General features: G+C 58.8%; 13 protein-coding genes and 1 riboswitch. Of the genes, 4 read left to right on the top strand and 9 right to left on the bottom strand.

Translation table 11 applies throughout. The features are described from left to right. A partial coding sequence (locus AC01YT_RS04170; protein ID WP_476672973.1) for a hypothetical protein occupies positions 1–217 on the top strand: 217 nt, incomplete at its 5' end. A gap of 105 nt (positions 218–322) precedes the next feature. Here the strand turns inward: AC01YT_RS04170 and AC01YT_RS04175 are convergent. The 5 genes from AC01YT_RS04175 to AC01YT_RS04195 all read right to left on the bottom strand — a co-directional run bounded on the left by AC01YT_RS04175 (position 323) and on the right by AC01YT_RS04195 (position 5,280). Further along, complete coding sequence (locus AC01YT_RS04175; protein WP_476672975.1) at positions 323–850, bottom strand: DUF2179 domain-containing protein; 528 nt, start codon at positions 848–850, stop codon at positions 323–325. A 3-nt stretch (positions 851–853) separates the two neighbouring features. Then, positions 854–3,058: an alpha-glucan family phosphorylase gene (gene glgP, locus AC01YT_RS04180; RefSeq protein WP_476672977.1), complete on the bottom strand. Its 2,205-nt coding sequence runs from the start codon at positions 3,056–3,058 to the stop codon at positions 854–856. A 169-nt stretch (positions 3,059–3,227) separates the two neighbouring features. Continuing rightward, positions 3,228–4,469, bottom strand: a complete 1,242-nt coding sequence (pepT, locus tag AC01YT_RS04185; RefSeq protein WP_476673115.1) for a peptidase T — start codon at positions 4,467–4,469, stop codon at positions 3,228–3,230. Positions 4,470–4,608: 139 nt separating this feature from the next. Next, on the bottom strand, positions 4,609–4,905 hold the full coding sequence (locus AC01YT_RS04190; protein WP_476672979.1) for a hypothetical protein: 297 nt from the start codon (positions 4,903–4,905) through the stop codon (positions 4,609–4,611). Positions 4,906–4,908: 3 nt separating this feature from the next. Then, positions 4,909–5,280 (bottom strand): hypothetical protein, encoded by a 372-nt coding sequence (locus AC01YT_RS04195; RefSeq protein WP_476672981.1) that lies wholly within the window; start codon positions 5,278–5,280, stop codon positions 4,909–4,911. Positions 5,281–5,682: 402 nt separating this feature from the next. Between AC01YT_RS04195 and AC01YT_RS04200 the strand changes: the two genes are divergently transcribed. Further along, positions 5,683–6,507: a M55 family metallopeptidase gene (locus tag AC01YT_RS04200; protein ID WP_476672983.1), complete on the top strand. Its 825-nt coding sequence runs from the start codon at positions 5,683–5,685 to the stop codon at positions 6,505–6,507. Here the strand turns inward: AC01YT_RS04200 and AC01YT_RS04205 are convergent. From AC01YT_RS04205 to AC01YT_RS04215, 3 genes are read right to left on the bottom strand one after another with little or no spacing between them, the layout of a single operon-like run. Continuing rightward, complete coding sequence (locus tag AC01YT_RS04205; RefSeq protein ID WP_476672985.1) at positions 6,504–7,211, bottom strand: energy-coupling factor ABC transporter ATP-binding protein; 708 nt, start codon at positions 7,209–7,211, stop codon at positions 6,504–6,506. The two genes, AC01YT_RS04200 and AC01YT_RS04205, sit on opposite strands and share 4 nt — an antisense overlap. 13 nt (positions 7,212–7,224) lie before the next feature. After that, positions 7,225–8,004, bottom strand: coding sequence for an energy-coupling factor transporter transmembrane component T (locus AC01YT_RS04210; protein WP_476672987.1), 780 nt, complete (start codon positions 8,002–8,004; stop codon positions 7,225–7,227). 3 nt (positions 8,005–8,007) lie between these two features. Further along, the gene (locus AC01YT_RS04215; protein ID WP_476672989.1) at positions 8,008–8,958 is read right to left on the bottom strand and encodes an energy-coupling factor ABC transporter permease; all 951 of its coding nucleotides are present in this window, start codon (positions 8,956–8,958) and stop codon (positions 8,008–8,010) included. A gap of 148 nt (positions 8,959–9,106) precedes the next feature. On the opposite strand from AC01YT_RS04215, the gene AC01YT_RS04220 reads away from it, so the two are divergent. Next, complete coding sequence (locus tag AC01YT_RS04220) at positions 9,107–9,508, top strand: Fur family transcriptional regulator (RefSeq protein WP_476672991.1); 402 nt, start codon at positions 9,107–9,109, stop codon at positions 9,506–9,508. 140 nt (positions 9,509–9,648) lie between these two features. After that, a riboswitch (cyclic di-GMP riboswitch) is annotated at positions 9,649–9,742 on the top strand. 96 nt (positions 9,743–9,838) lie between these two features. Further along, positions 9,839–10,513 carry a hypothetical protein gene (locus AC01YT_RS04225; RefSeq protein ID WP_476672993.1) on the top strand — a complete coding sequence of 225 codons (675 nt, stop codon included), beginning with the start codon at positions 9,839–9,841 and terminating at the stop codon, positions 10,511–10,513. A 55-nt stretch (positions 10,514–10,568) separates the two neighbouring features. On the opposite strand, the gene AC01YT_RS04230 is transcribed toward AC01YT_RS04225, so the two are convergent. Continuing rightward, positions 10,569–14,408 (bottom strand): right-handed parallel beta-helix repeat-containing protein, encoded by a 3,840-nt coding sequence (locus AC01YT_RS04230; RefSeq protein WP_476672995.1) that lies wholly within the window; start codon positions 14,406–14,408, stop codon positions 10,569–10,571. Between the last annotated feature and the right edge of the window lie 212 nt (positions 14,409–14,620).

Genomic DNA, 14,620 nt, shown 5'->3' on the forward strand with positions numbered 1-14,620 from the left:
TTCCAGTCTGCGGCGGCGTCTGCCCGCGGTGCAACGGGCGGCCCAGCGCCTGGCCACGTTCGTTCACCTAAAATGTTACCAAAGTAAAATAGTTAACTCAAAAGAAAACCTTACCGGAGTTAGCCCTGATCGAGGCGGACTTGTTCGCTTGGCGCTGCACCTGAGGGAGCAAGAGGAGCTGCGCCTCATAAAGGCACATGACTTTTCGGTAACATAATTTTTTGTCTTGACAGGTAAGGGGTGTCATGGTGCCCTATCACTTGCCGGGGTAATTGAACCTTTTTCTATTTACTCCATTTGCTCCCATGGGTTTCTACTGCTTTCACGCCCCCCAGAAGCCGCGACGCAAGGGGCGAATCTCTTCCACCGTCACAAAGGCTTCAGGGTCGGCTTCCAGTACCAACGTCTCCACCTCGTCCAACTTTTTGCGCATAACTCCCACGTGCAAGATGGTTACTGTGCCGCTCAGACCACGCCCGGCTACCTCGGTCACGCCGTAACCATGCGCGCGTAGTAACTCGGCAATCGCCGAGCCGCGCAGAGGGCTGATGATGGTCAGTTGCAGGTGCCCGATAGCCAGGCGTTCTTCAATCGTCATACCCACCACGTTGCCCGTGGCAAAGCCAGCGGCATATCCGACAATGTTGAGAGGATTATCAAGGTTGGCCAGGACGGAACTGATTGCGATCACGAAGATCAGCGATTGCATGAAGCCCAATGCCCAGGCCAACCCCTTACGGCCGCGCACCACAAACAGCACGCGGATGGTATCCAGCGACATATCACAAACGCGCAGGGCGAAAATGCCCAATGCCACCAACAAACTTTGCCAGGTCAGGGTCAGATGCATGGCTCAACTCGCTTGGTCTGAGGTCACAGGTGCGCTCTCGGCAGCGGCTGTGCCTTCCTCGGCTTCCAGGCAGGGCAGGTACATCTCGGTGAGGTACTCTTTGAGCATGCGGCGGGTGCTGAATTGCGGCGCCAACGTGCGGATGGATTCTTTAATGCGCGCAATCCAACCTGAGGGGATGTTGTCCGTGGAGCGATTCTGATAATAGAGCGGGATGATCTCTCTTTCCAGGATGTCGTAGAGGCTGAGCGCATCCAATTCGTCCTGGTGAGTCGGATCCACCGGGTCGGCATCCTCGCCAATCGCCCAGCCGTTGGCGCCGTTGTAAGCCTCGCGCCACCAGCCATCTAACACCGAGAAGTTAAGCACGCCGTTGAGGGCGGCCTTCATGCCCGAGGTGCCCGAAGCCTCATTGGGGCGCCGCGGGTTGTTCAACCACACGTCCACGCCTTGTACCAGCAGGCGCGCCAGGTTCATGTCATAATCTTCCAGGAACACCAGCCGCCCCGCCGCGCGGGGATCTTTCACCGCGCGATAGACCTGCTGGATGAGCAGTTTGCCCGGTTCGTCCGCGGGGTGCGCCTTGCCCGCAAAGACGATCTGCACTGGCATATCCGGGTTGGTGATAATGCGCAGCAGGCGTTCGTAATCGCGCAGGATGAGGGTGGCACGCTTGTAGGTGGCAAACCGCCGCGCGAAGCCGATGGTCAGAGAATATGGTTCCAGGAAGACGCCGCTAGCCAAGACCTGCGAGGGGTGCACATTACCGCGCATCCACAACTGGCGCGCGCGTTCATTGACGTACAGCGCCAGTTTGCGCTTGAGGTGCTGACGTACGGCCCAGAGTTCGTGATCAGGAATACTGGCGATGCGATCCCAGAGTTCGGGCTCGTCCAGGTGCTCCAGCCAATCCGGGCCGAGGTAGCGCTCGAACAGCAGACGCAACCGCCGCGCCAGCCACGAGGGCGTGTGCACACCATTGGTCACGTGAATGATCGGCACGTCCTCCGGACGGCGCTCCGGCCAGAGGAAATTCCACATCCGCCGCGAGACCTCGCCGTGCAGTTCTGAGACAGCGTTGGCGTGATCGGAGAGGCGCAGGGCCAAGACCGGCATGCAGAACGATTCGCCCCATGGTGTGGTCTGGTGCCCCAACGCGATCAACTGCTCGCGGGTCAAGCCCAGTTGTGACCATAGGGTCGAAAGGTATTTATCCACCAGCCAGAGGGGGAATTGATCCACCCCGGCAGGTACCGGTGTGTGCGTTGTAAATACGTTGCCCTTGCGCACCTGCGCTGCGGCTTGCTCAAAGGTCAACCCGCTCTGCACCAGTTCGCGCGCCCGTTCCAGCACCAGGAAGGCCGAGTGGCCCTCATTCATGTGCCATACCCTGGGTTGAAAGCCCAGGCGGCGCAGGGCGCGCACCCCGCCGACTCCCAGTAGGATTTCCTGCGAGATGCGCACCTCGGGGTCGCTGCTGTAAAGTCGTGCTGTCAATTGGCGGTCGTTTTCCTGGTTCTGCTCTAGGTTGGTATCCAGCAGGTAGAGCGCCGCCCGCCCTACCTGCACTTGCCACAGGCGGGCATGGACCAGGCGCCCGGGTAGTTCCACGCTGATCAGTACCGGTTGCCCCTGGGCATCGGTCAGCGGGATGATCGGGACTTCGTCGTAATCCAGGTAGTAGGTGCTGGTTTCCTGCCAACCGTCTTCGGTAATGCGCTGGACAAAATACCCCTGATTATAAATGAACCCCACGCCCACTACCGGCATGCCTAGGTCGCTGGCCTCTTTTAGGTGATCGCCAGCTAGAATGCCCAGGCCACCGGCATACACCGGCAGACACTCGTGCAGGCCAAACTCAAACGAAAAATAGGCAATCGTCTCGCGGGTATATTGGGGGTAGTTGCGCGCAAACCAGGTTTGGGTATCCTGCATGTAAGCATCGAATTTCTGGAAAGTGCGGTCATACAGGTCTAAGTAGTGGCGGTCATTGGTAACCGCGTTCAACTGGCTGCGCTCCACCTTCTTCAGGAAGGTTACCGGGTTGTGATTGACCTGATCCCACAGGCGTTGGCTGATTAGGCGGTAGAGCATCTGGGCTTCGGGATTCCAGGTCCACCACAAGTTATAAGCCAGTTGACCCAGGCGGTTGATGCGCCGGGGCAGACTAAAGTGGTTTGGGATAACGCGTTTGATCGTCTCGTCCATCGAAATCACCATTGAAGTGATTAACCTCTCTATATAGATTTAAACACAAACCACGGCTATGACTTTCGCGCGCGAAAGCCAGAACCGGGTGAAGAAACTAAGCGCCGGGCAAACGTCCGGGTTTTATGATCACTGTGTTTTATTATACCATTCTCTCCACGCGGAGAGCTCAAGACTGGCCTTCTGCCACCCGCCGCACCAATTCCACCAGCACCGCCACGGCTTTTTCCATCGCCGGAATGGGAATGTACTCATAGCGCCCGTGGAAGTTGTGACCACCGGTGAACAGATTGGGGGTCGGCAAGCCCATATACGAGAGGCGCGCGCCGTCGGTGCCGCCGCGCACCGGCACGATCTTGGGCGTCACCCCACAAGCGAGCATCGCCGCTTTAGCCAGGTCCACGATGTGCATCACCGGCTCGATCTTCTCGCGCAGGTTATAGTATTGGTCCTGCACCTGGACTTGGACGAGCGGCTGCCCATAGCGGGCATTGATGAACTCCGCCGCGCGCTGCAGCCAGGCCTTACGCGCCTCAAAGCGTGCCCGGTCGTGGTCACGGATGATGTAGTGCAGATGGGCTTCTTCCACACTGCCCTGGAAATTCGTGAGGTGGTAGAACCCTTCGTAATCCGCGGTATATTCCGGGCGCTCGACGGCGGGCAGTAGGGCGTGAAATTGCATCGCAACCTCGTTGGCGTTGATCATCTTGTTCTTGGCGCTGCCGGGGTGGACACTGCGCCCATGGACCGTGATTTCGGCGCGGGCGGCATTGAAGGTCTCGAACGATAATTCCCCTAATTCACCCCCATCCACGGTATAGGCAAAATTGGCCCCGAAGCGCGCCACATCGAAATGGTCGGCGCCGCGTCCGATCTCTTCATCGGGGGTGAATGCGACGCGAATTCGACCATGGGGAATCTCGGGGTGTGTGATCAGATAGGCCAGCGCGGTCATGATCTCGGCAATGCCGGCCTTATCGTCGGCGCCGAGCAAGGTGCGCCCGTCGGTGGTGATCAGAGTTTGGCCAATATATTGGGTCAGGTCAGGAAATTCACGCGGCGAGAGCACCACGCCGTTTTCGGCATCCAACACCAGATCACCGCCCTGGTAGAGATGCACTTGAGGGTTGACGTTGGCGCCGGTCAGGTCGGGGCTGGTATCCATGTGAGCAATCCATCCCACGGTGGGCACGGCGTGGGTGACGTTGGCCGGCAGGGTAGCCATGACGTAACCGTGTTCGTCCAGGGTCACATCCTGCAATCCCAGCGCTTCCAGTTCCTGCACCAGCAGACGCGCCAGGTCAAGTTGCTTGGCCGTGCTGGGAGAAGTGGAGGAACGGGGATCAGATTGGGTATCTATCCGCGCGTAGCGAATGAAGCGCTGGGCGACGTCGGGCAGGTCAGGTATCATCATGACGATAGAGCCTCCGGAGTCCTGAAACTGGGTTGTCGTGGGAAACAATCCCTGTGCCGATTAGCAGGGAATGCACCCCGATTATACTGCTGAAAGCGAGCGCTTCGCGAACTGCGTTTTACCTGTGCTATGCGCGTTAACCGGCTTGAATCCGCGGCTGGGGCGAGAGATGGGTAGGCCCAAAGCGGACCAGCAGAATTAGAGCCACCAGGCCATAGACCAATACCAGGCTCAGCCATGAGACGCCCTGCACCGCAGCGCCGAAGGTGTGGAGACCCACATGAAAAAGGGTGACCGTGCAGAGATTACCAGCAGTGGCGTTATACAGCCAGGAATAGAGCACGGTCAAGGCAAGAACGCCGAGAAACCAAGGCCCAAACGGGTAAGTAGCCATGGGATTACCGACCCAAAAGAAAAGCAGCACGTGCCACAACCCTCACCAGCCTCCAAGGATCAGCGAGGCGGTCAAGGCGGTAAAGCGCTGTTGCCAGTGAGGTAAGACGAAACGGCGCCAGCCGACTTCCTCCCAGGGATTGGCCAGGATAGAGGTGATCAATGCGGTCACAACCTGCGAAACGCCCTCTTGGGTTGACTCAGTGGAGTCACCTGATAACCCAAGCAAAACGGTTACCCCCTTGGCCAACAGCAACAATCCCAGCGGTGCGGCAATGGCTACCCCATACCACAGCCATCCCACACGCCAGCGCCGTAACGGCCGAAACAAATGCTGTACCCCCGTTCCCCCTTGGGTCGCCCAGTTAACCAGCAGGGCGGCCAGGGCGGGCGCGATGCCGGGAAGGATGAGCAATCCTTGCAGATAAGGCTGGTTAATAAAGGGTGCTATGCCTTTTGCACCCAGAGCTTAGGGGAGCCAGCCCAGCCAGGCCAGACCGAACGCCAGCAGATAAAGCGCGAGGAGGGGATGGCGCTCTAGCATACCGTCACGTTTACCCACAGATGGGCAAGACTTTTCACTCGCGCCTTGGCTAAGACCGTGATACGTTAAAGGCCACAACCACGTCAAATGAAAATGCTTCTCACTACGGGCATACAAGGCCGTGGCCTGCCCTTAGCAGTACCCGGTCTCATGAAAGGTAAACAATCTCAAAATCCACACGTTTAGCATTCGGTAATTCTTCGTAAGCCACATCTTGCCGCTCTTTTCAGCCTGGGATAAGATTAGGGCAATCACCTCTGGGAGGCTTAGACAATGCGACTACTCATTGCCGTGGATATGGAAGGGATTTCAGGAGTGGTTAATTGGAACCAGGTCAACCCCGAGCATGCCGAATACCAGCGCTTTCGCAAGATCATGACCGAGGATGTCAACGCTGCCATCCGCGGGGCCGCCGAAGCGGGTGCCACGGCCTTCATCGTTGCCGATGGGCATTGGGATAGCAGTAACCTGCTCATCGAAGCTCTTGATCCGCGCGCTCAACTTGCCGCCGGTACCCCAGCGCCGCTTTCGATGGTGCAGGGCGTCGAAAGCGGGGTGGATGCGGCGTTGTTCATTGGCTATCATGCCCGCGCCGGCACGCTAAATGCCATCCTCGATCATACCTGGTCGAGCACGCGGGTGGCAAATGTGTGGCTGAATGATCGTCTATGCGGTGAGTTTGGCTTCAATGCTGCGGTATGCGGTCACTTCGGGGTTCCGGTGTTGCTGGTCTCCGGGGATCAGGCCGTGTGTGTCGAAGCGCGTGAGTGGGTGCCCGAAGTGGAGACGATAGCGGTCAAGCAGGCGGTCGGGCGGTGGGCCGCGGAATGTTTGCCCCTGACCGAAGCCCAAGCCCGTATTCAGGAGGCAGCCCAACGCGCCGTGCGCCGCTTCCGCGAGGGGCAGGGGCCGCGTCCACTGCGCTTGGAGACGCCCATCCGCGTGCGGGTGGAATTTCAGGCCTCGCAGATGGCCGATGGCGCCATGCTCTTGCCGGGCGCCGAGCGAGTAGATGGGCGCACCATCACTTTCCTTGCCCCGGATGCCTTGAGTGCTTACCGCAGTTTCCGCGCCGCGGTCGCCCTGGCCGTTCGCTAGGCCAGCCCATGCGCCAGCAAGAAGGCGGGATCGCTCAGCACCTGTGCTGTTGGGCCATCAGCAATCACCATGCCTCCCTCCAGCACCACGGTGCGCGGGCAAACCTGGCGCACCAATTCCAAATCGTGCGTTGCCAGGATCAGCGTTTGGGGCAAGGATTGTAAAAGGAGGCTTAACTCGCGCCGCCCGCGCGGGTCAAGGCCGGCTGTGGGCTCATCCAGGGCGAGGATATCCGGCTGCATCACCAGCACGGTGGCCAGCGCTACCCGCTTCTGCTCCCCCAGGCTCAGGTGAAATGGAGAACGCCCGGCGTGGTCCTGCATCCCAACCAGTTGCAAGGCCTCACGCACCCGCTGAGCGATCTCGTGCGGGGGCAAGCCGGCGTAACACGGGGCGTAGGCCACATCCTCATAAACTGTGGGGCAAAAGAGTTGATCCTCGGGGGATTGAAACACCAACCCGACCCGACGGCGAATCTGCGGTAACGTTTTAGGCGTGAGCGGCGTGCCAAAAATGCGTATCTCCCCATCACCGCTCAACAGCCCGTTCAAATGTAAAAGTAAGGTGGACTTGCCGGCGCCGTTCGGCCCGACCAATGCCACACGTTCGCCCGGCATGACCCGCAGGTTAATCCCGCGCAGTACCACTTGCCCGGGTGGGTAAGCAAAGGTGAGGTGGTGGATCTCCAGCGCAGGGGTCGTCATCGGGCCATGGTTTTCAAGGCAACAGTTGTCCCAGTAAACCTCCCAGCATCGCCAGCGCCAGGCTCACTGCCCAGGCGCGGCGGCTCAGTGGCGCAAGTGGGAGGGTGCGAATTTCGCCGTCAAAGCCGCGCGCCAGCATGGCCTGGTAGGTACGTTCGCTTTGCGCCAGCGCGCGCAGGAAGAGATTACCCACCATGCCTCCGGTAATCCGCGCTCGCCAGGCCAGCGTTCCACCGACCCGCCGCCCAGGCCATTCAAATGAACGGGCTACCCGTGCTCGCTGCAAGGTATGGGCCGATGCTACCCACATTCCCAGGTAGTGCAGCATCAGCCCTATGCTGCTGATCAGGATGCGGGGCAGGCCGAAGGTGCGTAGCGCTGCCAGCAGTGCCATCCAGGGGGTGGTGCCCACGATCAGGCCAGCGGTGGCGATTGAGAGCACCATGCGCAGGATCAGGTTGGTCACCCATAGCAGCCCCGTTTGGGTAATGATCAGGCCTGTTCCTGCCCGGCCCAGCGTCAGCATGGGTGGGCCAGGCGTGAGCCATAGCCAGGGGAGCGTCGCCAGTGCGAAAGGTGAAAGCCACAACGCCGCTCGCCAGAGGGGTAAACCAGGTGCTCCCCAACGCCAGAGCACGAGGAGCAGCGTGGCATAAGCGCCCAGCGCTCCCCAGTGACCGCGCGGCGTCAGCGCGATGCCCAACAACAGCGCCACCCCCACCAGTAGCTTTAGCCGGGCATCCAGCCGTTGTAAGCGTGAAGGGAGGGACTCCGTACCGATCTGCAGCCGCATCGCTCAGTGCCCAGCACGGCGCGCCCGAATGGACAGGACTCCCCAGGTCACACCCAGCACCAGGGCCGCCCCGATCAGGCCAGCGGCAATGGTGCTCAGCACCCCTTCACCCAGGACCGGCAGAGTGTAATCTCGGAGCAGGTGAAAAGCGGGTTCGGTGGCGCGGGTGATAAACCCCAGGTCTTCGGCTACCCGTTCCAGGCCATCCGGCGCGGTGGACGCCAGAGGAGCCGCAGCCACCAGGAGTAGGGTGGTCAACAGCCCTCCCACCAGAATGCCTCGCTGTTCGGCTGGAGGTAGTGGGGCGGGTTGAAGCAGGCTCGGGCGTGCGGCGCGCAGAAATGCCAATGCCCCCAGCGTGATTGCCCCCTCAACCAGACCGATCAGGGCATGAATGCCGCCCATGGCCGGGATCACCACCGCCGCCGGCGAGGCACCGGAAAGCGCCAGTTCCAGCCCACACGCCAGGGCGGCGAAAAAGATAGACGCCCAGGCTGTCACAAACGCACTGACCGATTGCCCCCAGCGGAAGCGCCCCAGGGCGAGATTCGCCAGGCGCTGCACCGCATAAGCCACCCACACCCCGATCACGGCCATATTGAGCAGGTTGACTCCCAGTGTCAGCAGCCCCCCATCCTGGAAGAAAAGCGCCTGCACCCCGACCACCGTGGTCATCACCAGCATCGCGGCCCAGGGACCGAGCACCAATGTCGCCAGTGCTGCGCCGAGCAGGTGTCCCGAGGTCCCACCGGCAATGGGAAAATTGAGCATCTGCGCCGCGAAGATGGCGGCTGCCATGATCCCAATCAGGGGTAAGCGATGGGCAGCGGCATCACCATCCAGAGCCCGCAGCGCCCAGGCAATGGCCAGGCCAGCCAGAAGCCAGCCGCCCACCAAGACCGGCGGGGCCAGAAAGCCATCCGGAATGTGCATAGCGAGGATAAGCGGGACCATGTGTCACCTCCAGAAATAGGGAAATTCTGCTCACCAGTATAAGCGATTTTGCAATTTTTTGCAAATGCAAAAAATGACATCATTAGCATGACATCTCGCCGCCCCATAATGGGCTATTAGCGGCAAAAATCGCGATAAAATAATTTCAATGCGACAATCCTCAGTGCAAATGGCCATTCTCGAGGTGCTGGCGGGCGAAGGTGACAGTCACCTGAGCGCGTTGGAGATCTACGAGCGCCTTAAGGCTCGCCTGCCGGCCATTGCCCCTTCCACGGTGTACCGTGCCTTGGAACGCCTGACCCAGCAGGGCCGGGTCTCGGTTTCAGATATGGGCAGGGGGGTGACCCTCTACGAGCGGGTGGGGCAGCCCCTGCACCATCATCTGGTGTGCACCCGCTGTGGGCGGATTGTGACCATTGACCATACCCAGGTGGGGCCGTTTTTTGCGGCCATCGAAGCAGCCCACGATTTTCACATCCAGACCAATCATCTGATCCTTTTCGGTCTATGCGCCGCTTGCCGGGCGCAGCCTGCGGGCGCGACGACCTAACAAAAGTGTAAAGTCGCTCTGACTGAGTCCCCCTTCAGAATCCGATTAAACAGCCTATAATGAAATTAGAGGGTGAAGTGGCTAACGGCGTTCGCCGCTAACCGCTGCACCTGGACAATTGGATACAGTCGTAACGACTCGTTCGACAAGGGCAAACCCGGCGAAAGCCGGCGACGCAAAGCCATGGGTCTAAGGGTCTGTGCATAGCAGGCCTATGATTGCCAGGCTGCCGAAAACGAGCGGTTTTTTGTGCCCGCGCAGGGGAGCCAAAAACCGGCTCCCCCGCCGTGCCTTTCGCCGCGGGGCGCTCTTGCCGGCCAGGAGGGAAAGATGAAGCGCCTCGCGCTGGGTTTAATTATGGTGAGTACACTGATCAGTATTTGGCTGATTGGTTGTCCAGGCCAAAATGTTCAGGCCGCCGATGGGAGTGGGGACTACCGGGTTTTCCTGCCCGCCGTCATCAACGGTGGAGGCGACATCCCCGCTACTGGCGGGCAGACCGAGGCAGTGCTGACCCTCGAGACCTTCGCCGCCCAGGTGGCGGATGGGCAGGCTGGGGTGGTACGCGGCATTTATGTCGAAGGGGTGCTGGCCTTGCGGGTGGATCAACAGCCCAGCGGCAATTACCTTTATATCACTGGTCAGCCGGATACCGTGACCCAGTTTGGGCTGGTGCAACCGCCGGTGATCGGGCTGCTGGCCCACAACACGCTGGCTGGGGCCAAGTTCTTTGATCTCCGCGAGGGGATGCGCCTGTGGGTTATTGAGGGGGATGGGCAAACACACGCCTACCGTGTGAGTCAGCGTTTTGAATATCAGGCCCTCCAGCCCGACAGCCCCACGAGCGATTTCAAAGACCTGGCCAGTGGTGAGATCCTCACCGCGGCGCAGGTGTTTGCCCGTCATTACCAGGGCACGCCCCACGTTACCTTGCAGACCTGCATTGCGCGCGAGGGCATGAGCACCTGGGGGCGGTTATTCGTCATCGCCGAGCCGGCGCCTTAATAAACGACCCCGCCGTGGGGGACGGCGGGGCCAAGGCGGGAAGGGGAACGCGGGATTAGCGCATGATCAAGGGCAGGAAAATCTGACTGCCACCAGTCGGCGGCAGGACGACCACCGTGGTGTCGGCGCTGGCGCTGTTATTGGCCGAGTTGGGGTCGGTCGGGGAATCCGCTCTGACGCTGGCGGTAGCCGTGAGGGTGCCCGCCTGGGCTAGGGCGGTGACGTTGACCGTCACGGTGGCGTTGGCGCCGCTGGCCAGACTGGTGGCGGTGCAGGTGACGGTCCCAGCGCTGTGGTTGCAGGTCCAGCCGCTGCCGCTGGCGCTCTGGTAGGTCACGCCGGCCGGCAGGTTCAGGGTGAGGGTGAGCGCATTCGCCGCCTTCGGCCCGGCGTTACTCACGGTGAGGGTGTAATCAAAGGTGGCTCCGGCATTGACGCTGCCCGGCACGCTCAGGTTAAGGCTGAGGTCGGCGCTGGGATCCACCACGGTGAAGTCATTGCTGTACGCTGGGGTCAGGCTGCCGGACGTAGCGAGCAAGCGATAATTTGTGCCCGGTTTATTGAGGAAGAGGTTAGTAAAGGTTGCGACACCGTTGACCGGATCGGCCGAGAGGGTACCACCCAGTACACCGCCAGCGGGGTTGTTCACCAGGGCAATGAGAACAGGATTGCCGTAGTTGATGGCCAGATTGCCCTGAGCGTCTTCCACCCGCACCTGCAGCTGAGGATCGAACGGCTCATTGGTAAAAGCGGTGGACGGCGGCTGTACGATGAAGCGCAAGCGGATGGGGGTGTTGGTGCAAGTCTCTGCGTTGCTCACGGGTTGGAAGCCGATTTGGCTTGGTTGCGCATCGGTACCATCGCACAGCCACGGCACATAGTCAATGGTGCTCCCTTCAATGGGCTGACCATCCCCGCCGGAGTTGGTCGCTACCTGCGGGCCATGCGCCGAACCCCACCAGTTGCGTTCGGCGTTCAAGGATATGGTGAGATTGGTGCCCATGCCGACCGTGTTCCCCATGATGGCATTTTGATTGAGCGCAAACGTGTGCAGGCGACCGGAATAACAACCATCCCCCTCACACCGCCCTACATACACGCCGTACTTCCAGCCCCCAATGACGTTCTGGCTGGCGTTGACGTCGACATCGCGGTCGGCGTAGCCTTCATAAACGCCCAGGCCAACGCTCTCGCCGCTGGAGTAAGCTACACCGCTGATCTCATTGGCGGTGATGGTTACCGTATCCAGCGGGTTGGTACTACCCAGCAGGGTGAAGCTACTGCTACGGTTGGGCTGGGCAGGGGTGGTTGAAGCCACGGCTTCTTCGAGCGGGCTGGGGCGCGCGGTCAGCGGATCGCTGGCGACGATGCCGTAGCAGCCCTCTCCCGCACAGGCTGGCGTACTGATGCGGTTGGCGCTCACGGTAGCGCTGGATTCAACCACGTAGATGTTGGCCTGGCTGGAGGTGAGGATGTTGCCCTCTACCGTGGTGGTGCCAGCACCGTAGACCAGGATACCTGAGGCCACCCAAGACTGGCCACTGTACGCAATTCCGGAGACGGTGTTGTTGCGCACGGTTGCTGCCGCGCCAGACGACACCTGGATGCCGTTCTGGGCGATTATCGAGGTGGTGCCGGCGCCGGTGATGGTATTATCCTCAATCGTTGCGGTCAGGCCACCGCCGACTACGGTGATGCCGTTCTTTTGGAAGTCGGTCACGGTGGCATTACGCACGGTCAAGGTGCGAGCGGTGCCATCCTGGTTGTAAGCGTAGATGCCCAGGCCGTGCTGCATGCCCGAGATCTGGCCGTTTTCATCGTCACGCACACCGGTAACGGTGACATTTTCAACCGTGCCACCAGCGTTGTAGAACCCAATGCCTATAAAGCGGTAATTGGTATGGATGCCACCACGTTTAGCGCCGTCCACGGTGAGGTTTTTAATGGTGACATTAGCATTATTTTGCACCAGCACCACCGGTTTGTTATCCACCGAGGTGGTGAACTTGGCGGTCAGCGTAGACGGCGACTTAATCACCACGTTCGCGCCCTCGCCCTGGAGGGTGAGAGTCTTACCGGACACAACCACCTGTTCCTCATAGGTGCCGGATTTGATCAACACTGTTTGCCCGTTGACGGCCTTTTCCACCTCATTCTGGATAGTAACGCCAATACGGCGCACGCCATTGAAAGTGTATGACCCTGATGTGTAAGAGTAGGTGCCGAGATCTGAAGGCGGATTGACGCCAAAGATCACGGCTTTATTGTAAGTGTTGTCCTTCCAATACGATGACCAGTCAAACTGGGAGTTGTCATAGGTACCACGGGCACGGATATGAGCAACACCATTGCCAATCTGGTTGTAGTTATTGATAAAGTTATTGCCACGGATTACGGCACCGCCTACGGAGTGGACAAACCAAGGCACGCCGGTATCTGAGCCGTTGAAGGAGATAAACGGCCAGTAGTCATCGGGGTCATTGGTAAATTTGTTATTGATGATTTGGCGTCCAGAAACTTCACCGGAATATCCAGCACCGTTAGCGAGATCAACACTGGTGCCGTGATCGAACCAGTTTTCCTCAAGGGTATAGCGCTGAATGTATGAGGTGTTGGTCTCGGTATTAAAGCGCCAATCGCCAAAATAAACCGAGCCACCATCCTCTTCGCCAGCACCTACATTGATATGGCAATCGCGGAGGGTAAAGTTATCCCCGATGATCTCGATGGTCTTGTTGTTGCTGACCTGGTTATTTACAATATTGTCCTTGATCTCCAATCCCTGGATGGTCACATCATCGGCTTCGACAAAAACCCCGGAATAGCCGAAGTTATTCGTGGCATACGTCGTGACCGTTGCCGCCACATCCTCATAGTCGGTGATGGGCTGACCTTCAGCGTTCACGCCAATAATCTTCAAGCCCGTCTTCTCCTGGCCGATGAAGAGGCCAAATTGGTGGGGGCCTTGCGTGCCAAGTACGTAGCGATTAATGGCTTTCTCGTGGTAATCACCCGGGTATACATACACCGTCCCGCCGGGGGCGACGGCGTCAATGGCATCCTGAATTTTAGCGAAATGGCCAGGGATCAAATACCAGTCTGAATTTGCATTGTCATCTACCCAGGCTTCGTCGTAATAGGCTTCCAGATCAATAGTGACCGTAGTGCCGTTCGTCAGGCTGATCGTGATGGCATCCAGATAGCCCATGAAACTGCTACTCCATCCACTTCCGGTTTGGATGGAGATGTACTTTACCGTCTCGTTTCCATAGTCAATGTCTCGGTCGTCGGCATAGGAGAGATCGTAATCATCATGCCAATTGATCGAGCCGCGTTGCAAGTCTTGAAGTGTTGGCTGTCCATAGAAACCATAGGTGCCCGTTTTGGCCGTATCATAGAAGGTCAATTGATTGGTAGTCGCATCGGTGGTCCAGGTGTTCCAGGTATTGGCTGGGGCGTTTAGATTGTTTGAGAAGTAAGGTTCCGCATTGAGACGATAGCCATACCAGGAAGTTGTATCATCGTATCCATCGGGTGTAGTGTAAATGATTAGGACGAAATCCACGCTCCCCTGATCAGTTGGTTTATTGGTCTTATAAGAAATACTTTTAATGTCGTCAATCTTAAATGACCCCAAGGCATTCAGGGGTGGCTTGGTGGGGTCCAAATAGAGTTCCATTTTGGCGGAACTTTGGTTTACAAACCAGGCCCCCTTTCCTGACGGACTTCCGGTTAGTTCAACTGCGCTGGCTTTGGCGAATAAGGCACGGTCAATGCCCAGCACAATTTGAGTGGTGTTTTCCGCCTGCGCTGGCGCAGTTACCCCCACTCCCAACATCAGTAGGGCTGCCACAACAATCAGTGTGACGAGACGAGCAAGATAGGAACCTTTCATGTGAAACCTCCCCTTGGATCAAAATGAGATCAGAAGCGACGACACCCCGCCATCACGGGGAAAATGGCAAAATGACCCCTCCCGCTTGCCCCCATGGAATGGGCAGAGGCTGATCTGATTCAACAATGTAGGTTGCGGACTTTGGGGCCACGTTGCGTTCTCTTTCCCCCTGCATCCATAAAGAATGCGTAAAAATGGCGTAAAGTCAATAT

This window comes from Thermanaerothrix sp. (genome assembly GCF_056331585.1).

What these genes read in the sequence shown, in the direction of transcription:
- AC01YT_RS04210 (WP_476672987.1), bottom strand. Translation starts at nt 8,004, where the DNA reads ATGCGGCTGCAGATCGGTACGGAGTCCCTCCCTTCACGCTTACAACGG.
- AC01YT_RS04220 (WP_476672991.1), top strand. Translation starts at nt 9,107, where the DNA reads ATGCGACAATCCTCAGTGCAAATGGCCATTCTCGAGGTGCTGGCGGGC.
- pepT (WP_476673115.1), bottom strand. Translation starts at nt 4,469, where the DNA reads ATGATACCTGACCTGCCCGACGTCGCCCAGCGCTTCATTCGCTACGCG.
- AC01YT_RS04205 (WP_476672985.1), bottom strand. Translation starts at nt 7,211, where the DNA reads ATGACGACCCCTGCGCTGGAGATCCACCACCTCACCTTTGCTTACCCA.
- AC01YT_RS04175 (WP_476672975.1), bottom strand. Translation starts at nt 850, where the DNA reads ATGCATCTGACCCTGACCTGGCAAAGTTTGTTGGTGGCATTGGGCATT.
- AC01YT_RS04225 (WP_476672993.1), top strand. Translation starts at nt 9,839, where the DNA reads ATGAAGCGCCTCGCGCTGGGTTTAATTATGGTGAGTACACTGATCAGT.
- AC01YT_RS04200 (WP_476672983.1), top strand. Translation starts at nt 5,683, where the DNA reads ATGCGACTACTCATTGCCGTGGATATGGAAGGGATTTCAGGAGTGGTT.
- AC01YT_RS04230 (WP_476672995.1), bottom strand. Translation starts at nt 14,408, where the DNA reads ATGAAAGGTTCCTATCTTGCTCGTCTCGTCACACTGATTGTTGTGGCA.
- AC01YT_RS04215 (WP_476672989.1), bottom strand. Translation starts at nt 8,958, where the DNA reads ATGGTCCCGCTTATCCTCGCTATGCACATTCCGGATGGCTTTCTGGCC.
- glgP (WP_476672977.1), bottom strand. Translation starts at nt 3,058, where the DNA reads ATGGACGAGACGATCAAACGCGTTATCCCAAACCACTTTAGTCTGCCC.